Here is a 17,275-nt window from a genome sequence, read left to right on the forward strand (position 1 = left end):
CATTCCGAACCCGGAAGCTAAGCCTGTCTGCGCCGATGGTACTGCACTCGACAGGGTGTGGGAGAGTAGGACACCGCCGAACACCCGTTACCGAAGACCCCCACCGATTCCGGTGGGGGTCTTCGGCTTTCCCGGATCGAATCACTGCCGGCGGGGGTCGACGTCACCCTGGGCGGGTGGGTCTGGGGCCTTCGAGTGCGTGGAACCAGTGCTCGACGCGGCTCACTGTTTCGGCATGGCCACCGGTGACGCCGAGCGAATCCTCCATGATGATCACACGGGACAGGCACGTCATGAGGACCGACGCCACGACTGGGGGAAGATCTTCGTGCTCGATTCCGTACCGGTCGAGGACGGCAGCGATTGCGTCGGCCTGCTGGCGCCTGAATTGTTCTGAGTATTCGGCAATTTGGGTCCGAAGCGTCGGCCGGTGCCGCGACAGTGCAATGAACTCCATCGTCAGTGCCACGCCGGCAGGATCGGTGCTGAACTCCCACAGCGCCCACAGCGGTTGCGGCGAAGCCAGTGCGCTCGCTTGGTATTCGAGGCCTTCCTCGGCTCGACGTCGGAACACCTCGAACAGCAACTCGTCCATGCTCCGGAAGTAGTAGTGCACCAATTGTGGCTTGAGACCGGCTTGTTCGGCGATGCGGCGGGACGAGACGGCGGCGTAGCCGTGTTCGATCATGACCGTTTCGGCGGCGTCGAGCAGTACCGTCCGGTTCTTCGCGTCGGGAGCCCCGATTCTGCGCGGCGATGCCATGCGCGTCGTCCACCTCCAGGATTCGCACATCGGGTCGGGTGTGCTCGCATCGTAGGCGCCGAAGTCGGAAATGTGGCGAGTATGCCTCGGTTCATCGGAGGTGAACGGCGCGGCAGGTTGTGAGGGGTCACCACCTGTCGTGATTCCGGACTCGCGACGATCGGCGCGGCGGTAGATGTCGACGGACAGGACCGGTGGTCGTTTGTCCGATTCGAGTCGGGAGTCGCTGTGCGCTTCGAATCCGTTGTGCGGATTGAGAACCGGGCCTCTCTGTCTCGTGGCGGCATAAGTCTGTTTACATCCGAGACGACCACGATGTGTGACCTTGACCACGTTCCGGCGGGCGTGCTATCCATGTGCTCAGCATCGCTATGCAACTGCTCAGCATCGGGGTGGGGCTACAGCCGGTCCCGTCCGTGCGCCCAGACAGGAGTTTGCCGTGACCGCTGCACCCGAGAACTCCCCGACCTGCCCGGTCGACCAGCTCGAGGGCGACTTCGCCCGGGACTACTTCACCGACCCGTACTTCACCGACGATCCGCACCCGTTCTACGACCATCTGCGGTCGCGCTGCCCGGTGCACCCGGTCAGCCACGGCGTCCTCGCGGTCACCGGCTACGACGAGGCCCTCGAAGTGCTCCGCAACACCACCGTGTTCTCCAACATCACCGCACCCATCGGCCCGTTCCCGCCGCTGCCGTTCATCCCGGACGGGGACGACATCAACCACCAGATCGACGAATATCGCGACCAATTCCCGCTCAACGAGCACCTGGTCACGATGGACCCACCCCGGCACACCAAGATCCGCCGCCTGCTCGCCGGCCTGTTCACCCCTCGCCGCATGGAGGAATCCGAAGAGTTCCTGTGGCGCTTGGCGGACAGGCAGATCGACGAATTCCTGGCCGACGGCACCGTCGAGGTCCTGCACGGATTCGCCCAGCCCTTCGCGTTGCTGACCATCGCCAACCTGCTCGGTGTCCCGGAAGAGGACCACGACGACTTCCGCCGTCATCTGCTCGCCCAGCAGGTCGGGGCGATGAGCGAGGCCGATACCCTGGCCACCAACCCGCTGGACTACCTCGACGCGAAGTTCACCGGCTACCTCACCGACCGCCGCGCCAATCCGCAGAACGACGTCCTCGGCGCCCTCGCCGCGGCGACCTACCCCGACGGCGAACTCCCTGAGGTGGTCGAACTCGTCCGGCTGGCCACGTTCCTCTTCGGCGCAGGTCAGGACACCACCGCCCGGCTGATCACCGCGGGGATCCGGCACCTGGCCGACACCCCGTCACTCCAGGCCGCGCTGCGCGCCGACCGCACCCTGATCGCGGATTTCGTCGAGGAACTGCTGCGCATGGACGGGCCCGTCAAGGGCGATTTCCGGCTCACCCGCACCACCACCGAACTGGCCGGGGTGCGCATTCCGGCCGGCACCGTGGTGATGGTGCTGCCCGGTGCCGCCAATCGCGACCCGGCCCGGTTCGACGACCCGCACACCTTCCACGTCGACCGGGCCAACGCCCGTGAACACGTCGCGTTCGGTCGGGGTGTGCACACCTGTCCGGGTGGACCGCTCGCCCGTATCGAAGGCCGTGTCGCGATCGAGCGATTCCTCGACCGCACAACGACCCTGACCGTCGACGACTCCCACCACGGACCGGCCGGACATCGCACCTACCGGTACGAACCGACCTACATCCTGCGCGGAATCGCAGAACTGCACGTCGATTTCACTCCCGCCCACTGATCACACGGCCGACCGACGACGAAAGGCCACACCATGGGGATCCTTGGGGAAGGTGGCGGGGATCGGCGCAGTCCCGTCGACGTTGCCGAGGTCCGGCCGGAAACCTCGGCGGTCGCCGAGATCGACCGGTGGATGCGGAGCTACATCCGTCGCCATCCCGTCGCGGCACTGGAAACCGTCGGTGGGCAGTGTGTACTGGGTATCCGCGCGATCCAGTATCTGATCACCGACATTGCGGCACTTCGGTTTCCGTTCGCGGAGTTCGTTCGGCAGGCGGCGTTCATGGCTTCGGCGTCGGCGCTTCCCACGATGTTCGTGGCGATTCCGATCGGTGTCACCCTGTCCATTCAGTTCGGTCTGCTGGCAGGACAGGTCGGTGCGACCTCGCTCGCCGGCGCGGCCAGCGGTCTCGCGGTCATCAAGCAGGGAGCGCCGATGGTCGCGGCCCTGCTCATGGCGTCGGCCGCGGGGTCCGCGGTCTGCGCGGATCTGGGATCACGCAAGATCCGGGACGAGATCGACGCCCTCGAGGTCATGGGCGTCTCGGTGGTGCGCAGGCTCGTGGTCCCGCGTCTCGCAGCGGCGATCGTGGTCGGGGTCGCCCTGACCGGGTTGGTGTGCTTCGTCGGTTTCCTCTCGGGATACCTGTTCAACACGTTCGTCATGAACGGAACGCCGGGCAGCTTCGTGACGACGTTCGCATCCTTCGCGACCGTGGGTGATTTCGTCCTGACGATCATCAAGGCGATCGTCTTCGGGGCGATCGTCGCGATTGTGGCCTGTCATAAGGGGCTCGACACCCGCGGTGGGCCCGCCGGTGTCGCGAACTCGGTGAACGCCACCGTGGTCGCCTCGATCCTGCTCCTGATGATCGTCAACGTCGCCTTCACGCAGCTGTATGTGCTGCTGTTTCCACGTACGGGGTTCTGAGTGGCATCGCGATACTTCCCTCCCGGGACACGGCCGATCGTGAATGTCGTTGCGTCGCAAGCAGCGGTGGTCCAGCGCCTCGGCCACATGATCGGGTTCTTGGTTCGGGCGCTGGCGGCGATCCCCACGACGCTGCGTCACTACCGGAAGGAATTCCTGCGGATCCTGGCCGACGTGACGTGGGGCAACGGCTCGATCGTGGTCGGCGGTGGCACCGCCGGAGTGATCGTCATCCTCGGTGCCGCCGCCGGAGCGCTCGTCGCGATCGAGGGATACAACGCATTGCATCTGCTCGGCCTGGAATCGGCGACCGGCATGATCTCGTCGACGGCGACGACGCGTGAACTGGCGCCGATCATGGCGTCGCTCGCGTTCGCCGCACAGGCCGGCTGCCGGTTCACCGCGCAACTCGGTGCCATGCGGATCTCGGAGGAGATCGACGCGATGGAAACCCTTGCAATACCGTCGATTCCGTATCTGGTGACGACGCGGTTGCTCGCGTCGATCGTCGCCATCATCCCGTTGTATCTGGTGTGTCTGGCCGCGAACTACCTGACCGTGCAGATCGTCATCGGGATGTCCGGCGGCGTCTCGTCCGGCACCTACGACCACTATTTCCGTCTCGTTCTCAGTGGCCCCGACATCGTGTACTCGCTCTCGAAAGCCGTTGTCTTCGTGGTCATCACCACGACGATCCAGTGCTACTACGGCTTCTACGCGTCGGGTGGACCGCAGGGCGTCGGCACTGCTGCCGGCCGGGCGATGCGCTCGAGCATCTCCGCGATGATCGTCGTCAATCTTCTACTAACCGTCGCATTCTGGGGGATCAGCTCCGGAGCGAGGCTGGGTGGGTGAACGATGCCGATCCTGTTCGAGAGCGACGGACGCGGTCCGGGTCCGGCCCGGCTGTACCTGCAGGGCTTCGGGGCGCTCGTCGTGGCGGCCCTGCTGGTCGCAGGGCTCGTGGCGAAGACCGGTGGCGCATTCGACCGCACCTTCGACGTCACCGCAGCCCTGACCGAGGTGGGGGACGGGCTGCCCGCACGGTCCGACGTGAAGTTCCGCGGCGTCCTGGTGGGAACGGTGCAGAGTGTCGATGCCGCCACCGGCGACGGACCGAACGTCGTTCACATGGCGCTCGACCCGGCCCACGCACGCTCGATTCCGAGCACCGTCACCGCACGCGTCGTCCCGAGCAATGTGTTCGCCGTGTCGTCGGTGCAACTCGTCGACAACGGGGCGGCGCCCCCGCTCCCACCGAATACGCGGATTCCCCAGGACGAGAGTCTGGCGACGGTCCAACTCCAGACCGCGCTGACGAAACTGCGGGAGATTGCGGCGGCGACTGCACGTGTCGGCACCGAACAGACCCTGGGTGTCCTCGCGGCGGTGGCCCATGCCACCGACCGTCGGGGCGACGACATCGTCGAGGCGGGAGCGCAACTGGCGCGGATCGTCCGGGAGGTCGGCGCGGTCGTCGAGCCCGGCGCGGGACCGTCGACACTCGACGCGCTGACCGGCGCAGTGGAAGGTCTGCACGAGTCGGCACCGGAGCTGCTCGACGCCCTGCACCATTCGATCGCCCCGATGCGGACCCTCGCCGAGAAGGACGCGGCACTCGCGGCGTTCCTGTTCTCCGGGGCGAACACGCTCGGGACGACGGGAACCGCCTTCGACAACAACACCGATCGGATGATCACCCTCACCACGCAGCTCACGCCGGTGCTCGGGGTTCTCGCCGACGGTTCGCCCTCGTTCTCGCAGATCGTGGTCAGCATGAACAGCATCTCCAGGAAGTGGTTCGAACACTTCCAGCCGGACGGCCGGCTCAACGGGGTCGGCAAGTTCGTCTTCCAGTTCACCCCGCACCGCATGTACACCAGGGCCGACTGCCCGCGATACGGAGACCTCGCCGGCGCGAGCTGCGCAACCGCCCCCACCGGCGTCCCGCCGGTGCCCGGTTACACCCCCGACGCGTCGACGATGGTGAGCACCGAGCCGGTCGGCGGCAACGTCGGGCCGGTCGGGGGACCGGAGGAGAAGGAACTGCTCGACGCAATCCTCGGTGGCGACCTCAACGCGGCCGCGGAGATGCTCCTCGGCCCCCTCGCCCGGGGTGCGGTCGTCAACGTCGTACCCGAACCGGAGGCGCCGCGATGAGCTATCGCAAGCCGCTGATCGGACTGTCCCTGTTTCTGGTGGTGTGTTGCGCCCTGGGATGGACCGTGCTGGTGACACTGCAGCGCGGCGTGCAGGGGCCGACGGCCTCCTACAGTGCGGAGTTCACCGACGTCTCCGGGCTACGGGTCGGCGACGACGTGCGCATGGCGGGTGTCCGGGTGGGTCGCGTCGATTCGATCGCGCTCGACGGCACCACCGCGAAGGTGAAGTTCCGCATCGACTCCGGTCAGGTCGTGTACGGCAACACGAAAGCGTCGATCACCTACCAGAACATCATCGGACAGCGGTACCTCGGCTTGTCGCTCGGCGAATTCGGCGACCCACGGATACTGCCCGCAGGCAGTGGGATTCCCGTCGAGCACACCGAGCCGTCGTTTGACATCTCGGTGCTCCTCAACGGATTCGAACCACTGTTCAGCGTCCTCGACCCCGAGCAGGTGGACAACATCACGACCGCGATCATCACCGCGCTCCAGGGCGATTCGGGCGCGGTCACCACGCTCGTGGCGGAGACGACGCGACTCGCCGAATCGATCGCGGGTCCCGACCAGGTCCTCGGCGAGATCATCGGCAACCTCGACACGGTCGTCCACGACCTCGCGGTGCAGAGCGGCAACTTCGACACGGTCATCTCGCAGTCGCGGGCCATCTTCGATCAGCTGACGGCGCGGCGGGACGAACTCGTCGGATCGGTGGAACGGATCGGTGCCGTCGCCGACAGCGTGTCCACGATCGTCGCGGAGGTCCAACCCGACCTGCAGGAATTCCTCGCGCGGGAACCGGGTTTCGCGCAGCATTTCAACGATCACAAGGACTCCTTCGAGTACTTCGCCTTCAACCTTCCCGCATTGCTGAAAGGGCTCGCCCGGGTGAGCCAGGAGGGGAGCTACTTGTCCACATACCTGTGCAACTTCAATGTCACGCTCGTCCCGGCGCTGAGCAACGTCATTCCGACCGTCGTCGCGCAGGCCACGCCCGAGGGCCGGGTCACGCACTCCCCGGTCTGCAGGTGACCGACCGTGACCACCCAGCGCACCGCCCGCGGCGGCAGGTTCCGGATCCGGCCCATCGAAGAGTGCCGACCGGTGACCCTCGGCGCGATCACCGTCGTCGCAATCGCCGCTGCACTTGCGGCGACACTCCTGATCAGCTCCGCCGGATTCGGAAAACGCACGTACGAAGCCGAATTCGCTCAGGCGGCACAGATCGCGCCCGGCGACGGGGTCACGATCGCCGGCGTCCAGGTCGGTACGGTGGACGGAGCGCGGCTCGAGGACGACCACGTCGTGGTGACCATGAAGATCGACAACGGGGTCCCGCTCGGCGCCGATACCCGGGCATCCATCAAGCTGACCACGCTGCTCGGCGCCCGCTACATCGAACTGCGGCCCGCCGGAGAGGGCGACATTCCGGACGATCGGATCCCGCTGGCCCACACCGAGGTTCCGTACGACCTCATGGAGGTGCTGGCGGACGCGACCACGACCTTCGAACAGGTCGACGCCGGAGAACTCGGCGACACCCTCGCCGCGCTCGCCGGTGAGCTGAACGGTCTGCCCCCGCTGATGCCCCAGGCGCTCGCGAACATCGAGAGTCTGTCGGCGGTGCTGGCGGAGCGCCGCGACCAGGTGGGGTCGCTGCTGGAGGCGACCGGGACGATGACCGGGATCGTGCGATATCAGCAACACAGCCTCGGCGCGCTGGTCACCAACGGCCGGGACATGTTGCAGGAGATCACGACTCGCCGGGAGATGATCGATCGGCTGCTCGCCGCGACCACGAACCTCGTGTCGGAGCTGCACACCCTCGTGGTCGAGGACCGGCCGGAAGTGGAACAGCTGATCGCGAGCCTGAACGAACTGCTGCAGAGCCTCGGCAACCACGACGATCTGCTGCGCAACACCCTGCAGATCCTTCCGGTCCCCTTGCGCAACTTCACGAATGCCAGCGGAACCGCGAACGAGGTGGACTTCTCCGCGCCCGCCGGCCCGATGATCGACTCGTGGATGTGCGCGCTCAGCGGCCGTGCCGTGGAACTGGACATGCCGGCCTACTTCCAGGAGTGCGAATGAGCCCGCTTCGGATCGTCGGCGCCGCTGCCGTGGCACTTCTCGTGCTCGCCGCGGGCTTCTTCGGACTCCGCGCGGTATTCGGCGGCGAGGAACCGCACACGATCACCGCTCGATTCGACAACGGTGCCGGGCTGTACGAGGGCAATACCGTCGCGGTCCTGGGAATTCCGATCGGAAAGGTCACGCGGATCGAACCGAAGGGTTCGTACGTCGAGGTGAGGATGGAGGTCGACGGCGGCATCGACCTTCCGGCCGACGTGCAGGCGGTGGCGGTGTCGACGTCCGTGCTGACGGACCGCCACGTGGAACTGACACCGGTGTACCGAGGCGGCGACACGCTTCCACAGGATGCGATTCTCGGACTCGACCGCACGAAGACTCCGATCGAGTTCGACCGGCTACTGGCCATGGCGGACAACCTGGCCGTCGAACTTCAGGGCGACGGAACCGGCGGGGGCCCCGTCGCGGACATCCTGGCAGCCGGAGCCGGCGCCACCGACGGCAACGGTGATGCGATGAGGTCGGCACTGTCCACCCTTTCGGACGCGCTGCGCCTGAGCGACGACGAGGGTGCGGGCACCGCGAACGAGATCACCAGGATCGTCGACGATCTCGCGGTCCTGACGAGTGCGGCCGCCGCCAACGACCGCGACATCCGCGAGTTCGGCGAGGCCACCCGAATGATGAGCGAGATCCTCGCCGACGCGAACCTCGGCACCGGCGACACCGGTTCGAAGATCAACGACATTCTCGTTCAGGCGAACTCGCTGCTGACCGACAATCGGGACGCGTTGAGATCGACGCTCACGAACGCGGAGACGGTCACCCGGTCGCTCGCGGACTACCGCGACCAGCTCGCCGAATTCCTCGACGTGACGCCGCTGCTGATGGAGAACGCGTACAACACGATCGACCAGGAGAACGGGGGAGCCCGCGTGCACGCACAGCTCGAGAAGGTCTTCTTCGACGGGCAGCTGGTCAAGGAGGTCTGCAACCGCCTGGGACTCACCCATCTCGGCTGCGCAACCGGAACCCTGCGTGACTTCGGACCCGATTTCGGTGTCGCGGGCATGCTCGAGGGACTGGCGGGACTGCCGAGATGAGAGGCCCACGGTTGCGGTTCGCGTTCGCCGGCATCTCGGTCGCCGTGGCGATGTCGACGGCGGCCTGCTCGACGGGACTCGAGAACCTGCCCCTTCCCGCCCCCGGTGTCGGCGGCGACTCGTACGTGATCGCGGCGACGTTCGAGAACGCGCTGAATCTGCCGACGAAGGCGAAGGTCAAGCTCGCCGGTGTGGACGTCGGAGAGGTCGAGTCGATGCGTGTGGAGAACTACACGGCGGTCGTCTCCCTGCGCATCATGAACGGTGTGGTGCTGCGCGAGGGCACGACCGCCGAACTGCGGTCGGCGACTCCGCTCGGTGACGTCTTCGTCTCGCTGCAGTCGCCGGACGATCCGTCGGCGGACGCCGCCGTCCTCGGCGAGGGCGACACCATCCCGATCGAAGCCACCTCCGCCGCGGCAACCGTGGAGGAACTTCTCGCAACGTCGTCACTGCTCGTCAACGGCGGTGTCGTCCGGAACCTGACGAAACTGGTCAACGGCCTCGGTTCGGCGGTGGACGGCAAGGGGGACCGCATCGCCGAACTGATCCACGAGTCCACCCGGCTCGTCGGCGATCTCAATTCCCGGTCCGAGGAGATCCGACGATCCCTCGAGCAGACGAACGGTCTCGTCGCGACGCTCTCGGATCAGCGTTCGACGATCAACGATGCGGTCGTCGCTGCCGGTCCCGCACTCGACGTGTTGTCCGAGAACACCACGGCGGTGGTCGATCTGGTCTCCCAGGTCGCCGCGATCACCGACCGGATCGGTGAGTTCCCGTCCGTCCAGGGAACCGACACCCGCAGCATGATCGCCGACATCAACCGGGTTGCAGCCGAACTCGACAGAGCAGCGACGCAGCCGGGGGTGTCCCTCGATACCGTCAACCGGATCCTGGCGCCGGTCATCAACATCACGAGCGGTACGTCCGCGCACACCGACGCCGATCTGGAGCAGCTGGCGCTCGGTGCCGTCCCGGTCCCCGGCCACACCGGTGACCCCGGCAGCAGGCTGCCCGACGGCACGGACTGGACGGCGTTCGTCGGCACGTTGACGTACACGATCATGCGACTGCAGACCAAGTTCGGGGTGGTGCCGGAATGACGGCCGCCGACGGACGGAACGCAGTCCTCGAAGTTCCTGCCCGCGCACTGGTTACGGGTGTGCGCTACGCGTCGGCGCACCGCCTCGGGCTGTCGGTGGCGGCCCTCGCCCTCACCCTGGTTCTCGGCGTCACCTACCTGATCTTCGGTGTCTTCCACCTCGATCCGGCCGACCGGAAGATCCACGTGCGGGTGAACCTCGGGGATTCGGGAGGGCTGCTGCCCGACCGCAACGTCACGTTGCGCGGCGTCCCGGTCGGGCGGGTGACGTCGGTGGAGCTCACCGACGAGGGCGTGGTCGCGGTCGCGGCGATCGACTCGTCGGCGCAGATCCCCGTCGGCGGAGAGGTGCGGGTGGCGGGACTGTCGCTCGCGGGGGAGCAGTACCTCGACTTCCGGCCGGCCTCCGACGGCGGGCCGTTCCTCGTCGACGGCGCGGAGATCGCTGTCGGCGAGACGTCGACCCCGGTCCCGTTGTCCACGCTTATGGGCAATCTCGACGGCATGCTCGCGCAGATCGACCCCGATACGGTCCGGACCATCGTCGACGAGCTCGGCATGAGCGCGGAGGGTCCGGACAAGCTGGCCGATATCGTCGACGGCGGAACGTTTCTGATCTCCACACTGGCTTCGGTGCTGCCGCAGACCGTCAGCGTGCTGAACACCAGCAAGGTCGTGCTCGGGACACTCTCGGACAGTGCCGCCGGTCTGGCCGCGACCTCCCGGAATCTGTCGGCGACGCTCGAAGGGATCGAGTCGAAGGACGCGGGATTCCGGCAGTTCGTCGACGGTGCGCCGGCGACCCTGCAGTCCGTCGACACGCTCTTCGCGGACAACTCGCCGACGATGGTGCAGTTGCTGGGTAATCTGGCCACGACCGCGCAGATGGCCTACCTCCGGGTACCTGCCCTCCACGAGTTCTTCTTCCCGGCCACCCGCGGCGGGTCGACACTCGACGCGTTGGGGACCGCGTTCCGCGACGGTGGTATCTGGGCGTTCGTCAACATCTATCCGCGGTACTCGTGCGACTACGACCTGCCCCGGCAGTCGCCTGCGCTGTCGAACTTTCCGGAACCGTACCTGCACACCTACTGTCCGAATCCCGATCCGTCGACCCTGGTCCGTGGAGCACGCAACGCGCCGCGACCGGCGGGTGAGGAAGGCGGTTATGCGCCGCCGCCGGGCGTCGATCCGCTGCAGCAGGCGGATCCGACACCGATGGGGCCGTTGTCTCTACTGCTCGAACCCGGCGGCCCCGATCCCGGCGACCCGGGGGTGCGCTGATCCGATCACGGCTGCCGACGCAGCGACCAGGCCCGACAACGAGAAGGAGAACCGACGTGAGCAAGAACAGCCGGACGGCAGCGGCCGTCGTCGAGCGCGAGGATGCCGACGAGAAGGCCGAGAACTACGTCGTGAACGAGAATGCTGAAACCGGCGACGCCGCAACCGAAGACGCTGCGACCGGCAAAGCGGTGCCGGGCAAGGATCGGGGACGCCTCGCGCTTCTCGCCGCCGTGCTGGTGGCGGTCCTGGCGGTCGTCGCCGCCGGCGTGCTCGGCTGGAAGTGGAATCAGGCCGACGCCGTCGACGACGCCTCTGCCGCAGCGCTCGACGCGGCACGGCAGTACGCGGTCGTGCTGACCAGCGTCAGCTCGGACGACCTCGACGCGAATTTCCAGGCCGTGCTGGACGGCGCCACCGGCAACTTCAAGGACATGTATGCCCAGTCGAGCGAACAGCTTCGGCAGCTGCTCGTCGACAACCAGGCCACCGCCGAGGGCGTCGTGATCGAGGCGGGCATCAAGTCCGCGACGACCACGAAGGTCGAGGTGCTGCTGTTCGTCGACCAGACCGTCACCAACGCCGTGACACCCGAACCGAGACTCGACCGCAGCCGCGTCGTGATGACGATGGAACTCGTCGACGGCCGCTGGCTCGCCTCCGACGTGGTGCTGCCCTGAACTCGGGCGCGCGGACGTTCAGGCGTCGGGAAACGGAGGAAGCGCCCGCTCGTGGAGCCAGGAATCCCACAGCGGCCGTAGCGGTTCGTCGGTGAAATGCGCTGCAAGACCGACGAACTGCTCGGTGGTCACGTTCGAGTGCCGATGCTCCGCGGTCCAGGTGCGCAGCAGGGAGAAGAAGCGGTCGTCGCCCAGCTGCCGGCGCAGCGCGTGCAGGGTGAGGGCGCCGCGCTTGTAGATCCGGTCGTCGAACATGTCCTTCGGGCCGGGATCGCCGAGCAGGATGTCCTGGGGTTTGCGCGCCAACCCGCGATGTGCTTCCGCCGCAAGGGTATGCGCGGACGGGCCGGTCGAATTCTCCGCCCACAGCCATTCGGCGTAGCACGCGAAACCCTCGTGCAGCCAGATGTCGCGCCAGCGCGTGAGGGTCAGGCTGTTGCCGAACCACTGGTGCGCCAATTCGTGTGCGACAAGCCGTTCTTCGCGGCGGCGGCCGTCGCAGTGGTTGGCGCCGAAGATCGACAGGCCCTGCGCCTCGATCGGGATCTCGAGGTCGTCGTCGGTCACCACGACGGTGTAGTGCGCGAACGGATACGGCCCGAACAGGCGCCGGAAGACCTCCATCATCTGCGGCTGACGGCCGAAGTCGACGTCGAATTCCTCCCGCAGTCGCGGGGGATGCACCGCGACGATCGGAACCGGGGACGAGCACACCTTCCGGGACTCGTAGTGCCCGATCTGCACGGTCGCCAGATACGTCGACATCGGTTCGGGCTGCTCGTACACCCACGTCGTCCGGCTGGCCTTCGTGGTCTTGCGCAGCAGCGTGCCGTTCGCGACGGCGTGGAACGGCGAATCCGTGGTGAGGGTGATCCGGTAGGTCGCCTTCGACCCCGGGTGGTCGTCGCACGGAAACCACGACGGGGCACCGTTCGGCTGGCTCGCCACGAGCGAACCTTCCTCGAGTTCCTCCCAGCCGACCTCCCCCCACATCGAGTGGCGCGGCGTCGGCGTCCCCGAATAGTTCACGGTGACGGTCAGAACCGCCCCGGCCGGGATCTTCTGCGCCGGGGCCACGGTGAGCTTGCCGTCGCGGTGGGTGTACTTCGCCGGTCGCGCACCGTTGACCGACACCTTCGACACCCGCATCGTGTCGACGAGATCGAGCGCGTACTTGCCGCGCACATCGGTCGTGGTGGCGATGATCGTCGCGCGGCCGGAGAGCCGGTTCGACGCGACCTTGTACGTCAACTCCAGTTCGTAACGGGACACGCGATACCCGCGGTTGCCGCTCGTCGGCAGATAGGGGTCGAGCGGACGGTCCGGACCCACGGGAGCAACCGGCTTGGCCGCCTTGCCGGACTTCATCGGGGCGACCAATCCGCGGGCGTCGTCCACGGGGCGATGGGATTGCCCTGCCAGCGGGTCGACGCGGGGACGACATCGCCGCGCATCACGAGCGAGGCCGGGCCCACGGTGGCTCCGGCGCCGATGCCCGACGCCGGCAGCGCGACGCACTGCGGGCCGAGCGTGGCTCCGTTCTCGAGGGTCACGGTGTCCATGGACATGATCCGATCATGGAACAGATGCGTCTGCACCACGCACCCCCGTTCCACGGTCGCTCCGTCCTCGAGCGTCACCAGATCCGCCTCCGGCAGCCAGTAGCTTTCACACCACACGCCGCGGCCGATGTGCGCGCCGAGCGCCCGTAGCCACAGATTCATCACGACGGTTCCGGTCGCCGGGCGGGCGAACCAGGGCGCGGCGACCATCTCGACGAACGTGTCGGACACCTCGTTCCGCCACACGAACGAACTCCAAAGCGGATGTTCCACCCGGCCGATCCGCCCGACCACCAACCATTTCGCCGCCACCGAGATTCCGCACGCGACCGCACCGGCGATCATGAGGACGAGACCGCCGAGCAGCAGGGCGAGAGGATATCCACCGACGGCCGCGAGCGCGTTCAGTGCATACAGCACACCGAGCCCGATCCCGAACGTCACCATCATCGGGACGAGCCGGAACGTTTCGACGCATCCCCGCGCGACCTTCAGTTTCAGTGGGGGAGCGAACGTGCGGGTCGCATCGGAGTCGCCCGCGGAACGGCGCAGTCGGACCGGGGGACTGCCCAGCCACGACGACCCGGACTTGGCTTTCGTCGGCGCTGCGGACAGCACCGCGACGAGACCGTGCTTCGGTACCCGGCGTCCCGGCGCGGCCATGCCCGAGTTGCCGAGGAACGCGCGCTTGCCGACCTTCGCGTGGGAGATGAACAGCCAGCCGCCACCGAGTTCGTAGGACGCGACCATGGTGTCGTCGGCGAGGAACGCCCCGTCGGCGACCTTCGTGAACTTGGGGACCATCAGCACGGTCGACGCCTCGACGTCCTTGCCGATGTCGGCGCCGAGCAGACGCAGCCAGATCGGGGTGAGCATCGAGGCGTACAGCGGGAACAGGAACGTGCGTGAGGAGTCCATGAGCCGTTCGGTGGCCCACACCTGCCAGCCGACGCGGCTGCGCACCGGGTGCCAGCCCTCGGTCATGCCGAGCGACAGCAGTCGCACCGCTGCGACGGTGAGCAGTGCGAACACGAACATGGTGAGCAGCCCGGCCGCGGGCAGCATCACGAGGGACCGGGCGACGGCCTCGGGCAGCGTCGCGGTGTCGCTCACCCACCAGCCGATCAACGCCACGCCGGCGCCGATCGCGACGAGCGGCAACCCGGCGATCAGCACCGAACTCGCACCGAACACCGGCACCCACGCCGGCGCGCGGCGGGGTGCTTCGGCCGGCCACGGATGCGAGGCCTTTCCGACCTTCACGGCGGGGGAGCCGGCCCACTGCTGTCCGGACTTGACGCGCCCGAACACCGCGGATCCGGCCTCGACGACGGCGTTCTTGCCGATCTTGCACCCGGGATTGAGGGTGGACCGGGCACCGATCGACGCGCCTGCCCCGATCCGGATCGTGCCGATGTGCACCACGTCGCCGTCCACCCAATGACCGGACAGGTCCACCTCGGGTTCGATCGAGCAGCCGTCACCGAGTTCGAGCATCCCGGTCACCGGCGGCAGGCTGTGCAGATCGACGCCGCGGCCGACCTTCGCACCGAGCGCGCGGGCGTAGTACAGCATCCACGGGGCACCGGACAGGTTCGCGGCCCCGCTCGCCTCGACCAGCCGCAGAGACGACCACAGGCGCAGATGCACCGAGCCGCCGCGCCGATACGTGCCGGGCTTCACGCCGCGCAGCAGGATTCGCGCGCCCGCGACCGCGATCGTCATGCGGCCGAGCGGGGTGATGAACAGCAGCACACCGAGCGCGACCCACCACCACGACAGGGTGACGGTCCACGGCACCGAGACGACGGTCGCGAGCACGTTGTTCAGCACGGCCAGCCACGTCACCCACTGCATGCCGGTCAGCGTGGTCAGCGGGACGGTCGCGGCGATCTGCGCCAGCTGCGCGGACCGCGGTGTCGGTTCGACGCTCCGGGGAGCGACGGTTTCGGTCGGGGCGAGCTCGTCGAGGTACAGGGCGAGCGAACCGAGCCGCGGATGGTCGTACAGTTCCGCGACGGTCATCTCCGGATAGCGTTCGCGCAGGGCCGTCACCAGCTGTGCCGCCGACAACGAGCCGCCGCCGAGTTCGAAGAAGTCGTCGTCGAGGCCCTCCACGCGGGCGCCGAGCAGCGACATCCACAGGCTGGCGACCCATTCCGCGGTGGGGTCCAGTCCGAGTGACTCGGCGGACTCGGCGTCGGCGCCGGGCAGCGGCCACGGCAGCGCGTTCCGGTCGACCTTGCCGGACGTGCGGGTGGGTAGTTCGTCGACGAGCGCGAGTCGCGGGACCATCGCGGCGGGAAGTTGCTCGGTGAGCAGGTCGCGCGCCGAGGCGACATCGAAGTCCGGGTCGGTGCTGGCGATGTAGCCGACGAGCATCGCGTGCCCGGCCGCGGTCTTGCGCACGGCGCAGGCGCCACCCGCGACGCCCGGCAGGTTCTGCAGGGCGTTGTCGATCTCGCCGAGTTCGATGCGTCTGCCGCCGATCTTGACCTGGTCGTCCGCGCGACCCTGGAAGAGCAGGCCGCGACGGTCGAGGGTCACCAGATCGCCGCTGCGGTAGGCGCGTTCCCAGCCCAGGGTCGGCATCGGCGCGTATTTCTCGGCGTCCTTGGCGGGGTCGAGGTAGCGGGCCAGGCCGACTCCGCCGATGACGAGTTCGCCGGTGGCGCCCTCCTCGACGGGCACACCGTCGGCGTCGACGACGGCGAGGTCCCAGCCGTCGAGCGGCAGGCCGATGCGGATGGGGCCGGTGCCGTCCATCCGGGCGGCACACGCGACCACGGTCGCTTCCGTCGGCCCGTAGGTGTTCCATACCTCCCGGCCGGGGACGGCGAGCCGGGCGGCGAGGTCCGGGGGACAGGCCTCCCCGCCGAAGATGAGGAGTCGCACTGCTTCGAGCGCTTCGGCGGGCCACATCGCCGCGAGCGTGGGCACGGTGGACACGACGGTGACATCGCGGGAGACCAGCCACGGACCCAGATCCATGCCGGAGCGCACGAGCGATCGGGGTGCGGGGACCAGGCACGCGCCGTGCCGCCACGCCAGCCACATCTCCTCGCACGACGCGTCGAATGCCACCGACAGGCCGGCGAGTACCCGGTCGCCTGGTCCGATCGGGTTGTCCTGCACGAACATTCGCGCTTCGGCATCGACGAAGGCGGCGGCGTTGCGGTGCGTGACCGCGACGCCCTTCGGGGTGCCGGTCGACCCTGAGGTGAAGATGATCCAGGCGTCGTCGTCGAGCCGCGGTCCGCGGATCTGCGGATTCGCGGCCGCAGGTGCGGTGCCGGGGCCGATCCCGTTCTCGGTGACGATCGCGGTGACCCCCGCCTCCCCGAACACCAGCTCGGCTCGTTCGTCGGGATCGTCCGCGTCGACCGGAACGTACGCCGCGCCCGCGGCCAGCACCGACAGGATCGTGACGTACAGGTCCTTCGTGCCCGACGGCATGCGCACCCCGACCCGGTCGCCGGCGCCGACGCCCGCGTCGGTCAGCCGGTAGGCGCCGGCGACGATCTCCTCCGCCAGCTCCGCGTAGCTGAGCATGACCTTGCCGTCGTCGATCGCGGGGGCGTCGGGATGGGCGTCGGCGGTGCTGCGCAGGATGTCGACGAGGGTCCGCGCGGGAGGCGCGAACGAGGAGCGCAGGTACTCGTCCGGTATTCGAGCCGGCCGACCCGGATCCGTCTTGGGCTGGACAGACAATCTGCGTCCTTCTCTAGGTGTCGATGCGTGTGGCCGGTTGTCTCACGACCGGGTGGACGGCAGGTGAACTCCCTGCCGGCGGGGCGGTCGCTTCGACCGATTGTGCTCCGGACCATCGACTTCTCGCCTGTCGA

The 17,275-nt window shown here is 67.8% G+C and carries 14 protein-coding genes and 1 rRNA gene; 12 read left to right on the top strand and 3 right to left on the bottom strand.

The genetic code is table 11. The features are described from left to right. Positions 1-82, top strand: a 5S ribosomal RNA gene (gene rrf / locus ACWDTS_RS16615); the annotation flags it as partial. Positions 83-163: 81 nt separating this feature from the next. Here rrf and ACWDTS_RS16620 read toward each other — a convergent pair. Beyond that, entirely contained in the window at positions 164-745 is a 582-nt protein-coding gene (locus ACWDTS_RS16620) for a TetR/AcrR family transcriptional regulator (RefSeq protein WP_450118670.1), read from the bottom strand. On the opposite strand from ACWDTS_RS16620, the gene ACWDTS_RS16625 reads away from it, so the two are divergent. From ACWDTS_RS16625 to ACWDTS_RS16675, 11 genes are all read left to right on the top strand, one after another. Further along, the gene (locus ACWDTS_RS16625) at positions 687-818 is read left to right on the top strand and encodes a hypothetical protein (RefSeq protein WP_450118673.1); all 132 of its coding nucleotides are present in this window, start codon (positions 687-689) and stop codon (positions 816-818) included. The genes ACWDTS_RS16620 and ACWDTS_RS16625 overlap by 59 nt on opposite strands. Before the next feature lie 384 nt (positions 819-1,202). Next, complete coding sequence (locus ACWDTS_RS16630) at positions 1,203-2,513, top strand: cytochrome P450 (protein ID WP_450109518.1); 1,311 nt, start codon at positions 1,203-1,205, stop codon at positions 2,511-2,513. A gap of 132 nt (positions 2,514-2,645) precedes the next feature. Beyond that, the gene (locus tag ACWDTS_RS16635) at positions 2,646-3,443 is read left to right on the top strand and encodes an MlaE family ABC transporter permease (protein WP_197251374.1); all 798 of its coding nucleotides are present in this window, start codon (positions 2,646-2,648) and stop codon (positions 3,441-3,443) included. Next, positions 3,444-4,298, top strand: a complete 855-nt coding sequence (locus tag ACWDTS_RS16640) for an MlaE family ABC transporter permease (protein WP_197251365.1) — start codon at positions 3,444-3,446, stop codon at positions 4,296-4,298. A 3-nt stretch (positions 4,299-4,301) separates the two neighbouring features. Further along, entirely contained in the window at positions 4,302-5,603 is a 1,302-nt protein-coding gene (locus ACWDTS_RS16645; RefSeq protein WP_248676355.1) for an MlaD family protein, read from the top strand. Next, the gene (locus tag ACWDTS_RS16650) at positions 5,600-6,637 is read left to right on the top strand and encodes an MCE family protein (protein ID WP_197251363.1); all 1,038 of its coding nucleotides are present in this window, start codon (positions 5,600-5,602) and stop codon (positions 6,635-6,637) included. Before ACWDTS_RS16645 ends, ACWDTS_RS16650 begins: the two co-directional genes overlap by 4 nt. Before the next feature lie 6 nt (positions 6,638-6,643). Further along, complete coding sequence (locus ACWDTS_RS16655) at positions 6,644-7,696, top strand: MCE family protein (protein WP_248676354.1); 1,053 nt, start codon at positions 6,644-6,646, stop codon at positions 7,694-7,696. Next, the gene (locus ACWDTS_RS16660) at positions 7,693-8,799 is read left to right on the top strand and encodes an MCE family protein (protein WP_248676353.1); all 1,107 of its coding nucleotides are present in this window, start codon (positions 7,693-7,695) and stop codon (positions 8,797-8,799) included. The genes ACWDTS_RS16655 and ACWDTS_RS16660 overlap by 4 nt, the downstream gene beginning before the upstream one ends. Next, positions 8,796-9,905, top strand: coding sequence for an MlaD family protein (locus ACWDTS_RS16665; RefSeq protein WP_248676352.1), 1,110 nt, complete (start codon positions 8,796-8,798; stop codon positions 9,903-9,905). Before ACWDTS_RS16660 ends, ACWDTS_RS16665 begins: the two co-directional genes overlap by 4 nt. Beyond that, positions 9,902-11,188, top strand: coding sequence for an MlaD family protein (locus ACWDTS_RS16670; RefSeq protein WP_248676351.1), 1,287 nt, complete (start codon positions 9,902-9,904; stop codon positions 11,186-11,188). The genes ACWDTS_RS16665 and ACWDTS_RS16670 overlap by 4 nt, the downstream gene beginning before the upstream one ends. 56 nt (positions 11,189-11,244) lie before the next feature. Beyond that, positions 11,245-11,868: a hypothetical protein gene (locus ACWDTS_RS16675; RefSeq protein WP_248676350.1), complete on the top strand. Its 624-nt coding sequence runs from the start codon at positions 11,245-11,247 to the stop codon at positions 11,866-11,868. An 18-nt stretch (positions 11,869-11,886) separates the two neighbouring features. Here the strand turns inward: ACWDTS_RS16675 and ACWDTS_RS16680 are convergent, their stop codons facing one another. Further along, positions 11,887-13,236 carry a M1 family metallopeptidase gene (locus ACWDTS_RS16680; RefSeq protein ID WP_197251371.1) on the bottom strand — a complete coding sequence of 450 codons (1,350 nt, stop codon included), beginning with the start codon at positions 13,234-13,236 and terminating at the stop codon, positions 11,887-11,889. After that, a complete protein-coding gene (locus ACWDTS_RS16685) occupies positions 13,233-17,141 on the bottom strand; it encodes a Pls/PosA family non-ribosomal peptide synthetase (RefSeq protein ID WP_450118634.1) in 3,909 nt (1,302 codons plus the stop codon). The genes ACWDTS_RS16680 and ACWDTS_RS16685 overlap by 4 nt, the downstream gene beginning before the upstream one ends. Positions 17,142-17,275: the final 134 nt, after the last annotated feature.

The sequence above is a fragment of the Rhodococcus sp. NPDC003383 genome, assembly GCF_053589115.1.

Excerpts from the sequence above, each read along its gene's own strand:
- ACWDTS_RS16625 (WP_450118673.1), top strand. The coding sequence starts at position 687 with ATGACCGTTTCGGCGGCGTCGAGCAGTACCGTCCGGTTCTTCGCGTCG.
- ACWDTS_RS16635 (WP_197251374.1), top strand. The coding sequence starts at position 2,646 with ATGCGGAGCTACATCCGTCGCCATCCCGTCGCGGCACTGGAAACCGTC.
- ACWDTS_RS16645 (WP_248676355.1), top strand. The coding sequence starts at position 4,302 with ATGCCGATCCTGTTCGAGAGCGACGGACGCGGTCCGGGTCCGGCCCGG.
- ACWDTS_RS16650 (WP_197251363.1), top strand. The coding sequence starts at position 5,600 with ATGAGCTATCGCAAGCCGCTGATCGGACTGTCCCTGTTTCTGGTGGTG.
- ACWDTS_RS16660 (WP_248676353.1), top strand. The coding sequence starts at position 7,693 with ATGAGCCCGCTTCGGATCGTCGGCGCCGCTGCCGTGGCACTTCTCGTG.
- ACWDTS_RS16665 (WP_248676352.1), top strand. The coding sequence starts at position 8,796 with ATGAGAGGCCCACGGTTGCGGTTCGCGTTCGCCGGCATCTCGGTCGCC.
- ACWDTS_RS16670 (WP_248676351.1), top strand. The coding sequence starts at position 9,902 with ATGACGGCCGCCGACGGACGGAACGCAGTCCTCGAAGTTCCTGCCCGC.
- ACWDTS_RS16680 (WP_197251371.1), bottom strand. The coding sequence starts at position 13,236 with ATGAAGTCCGGCAAGGCGGCCAAGCCGGTTGCTCCCGTGGGTCCGGAC.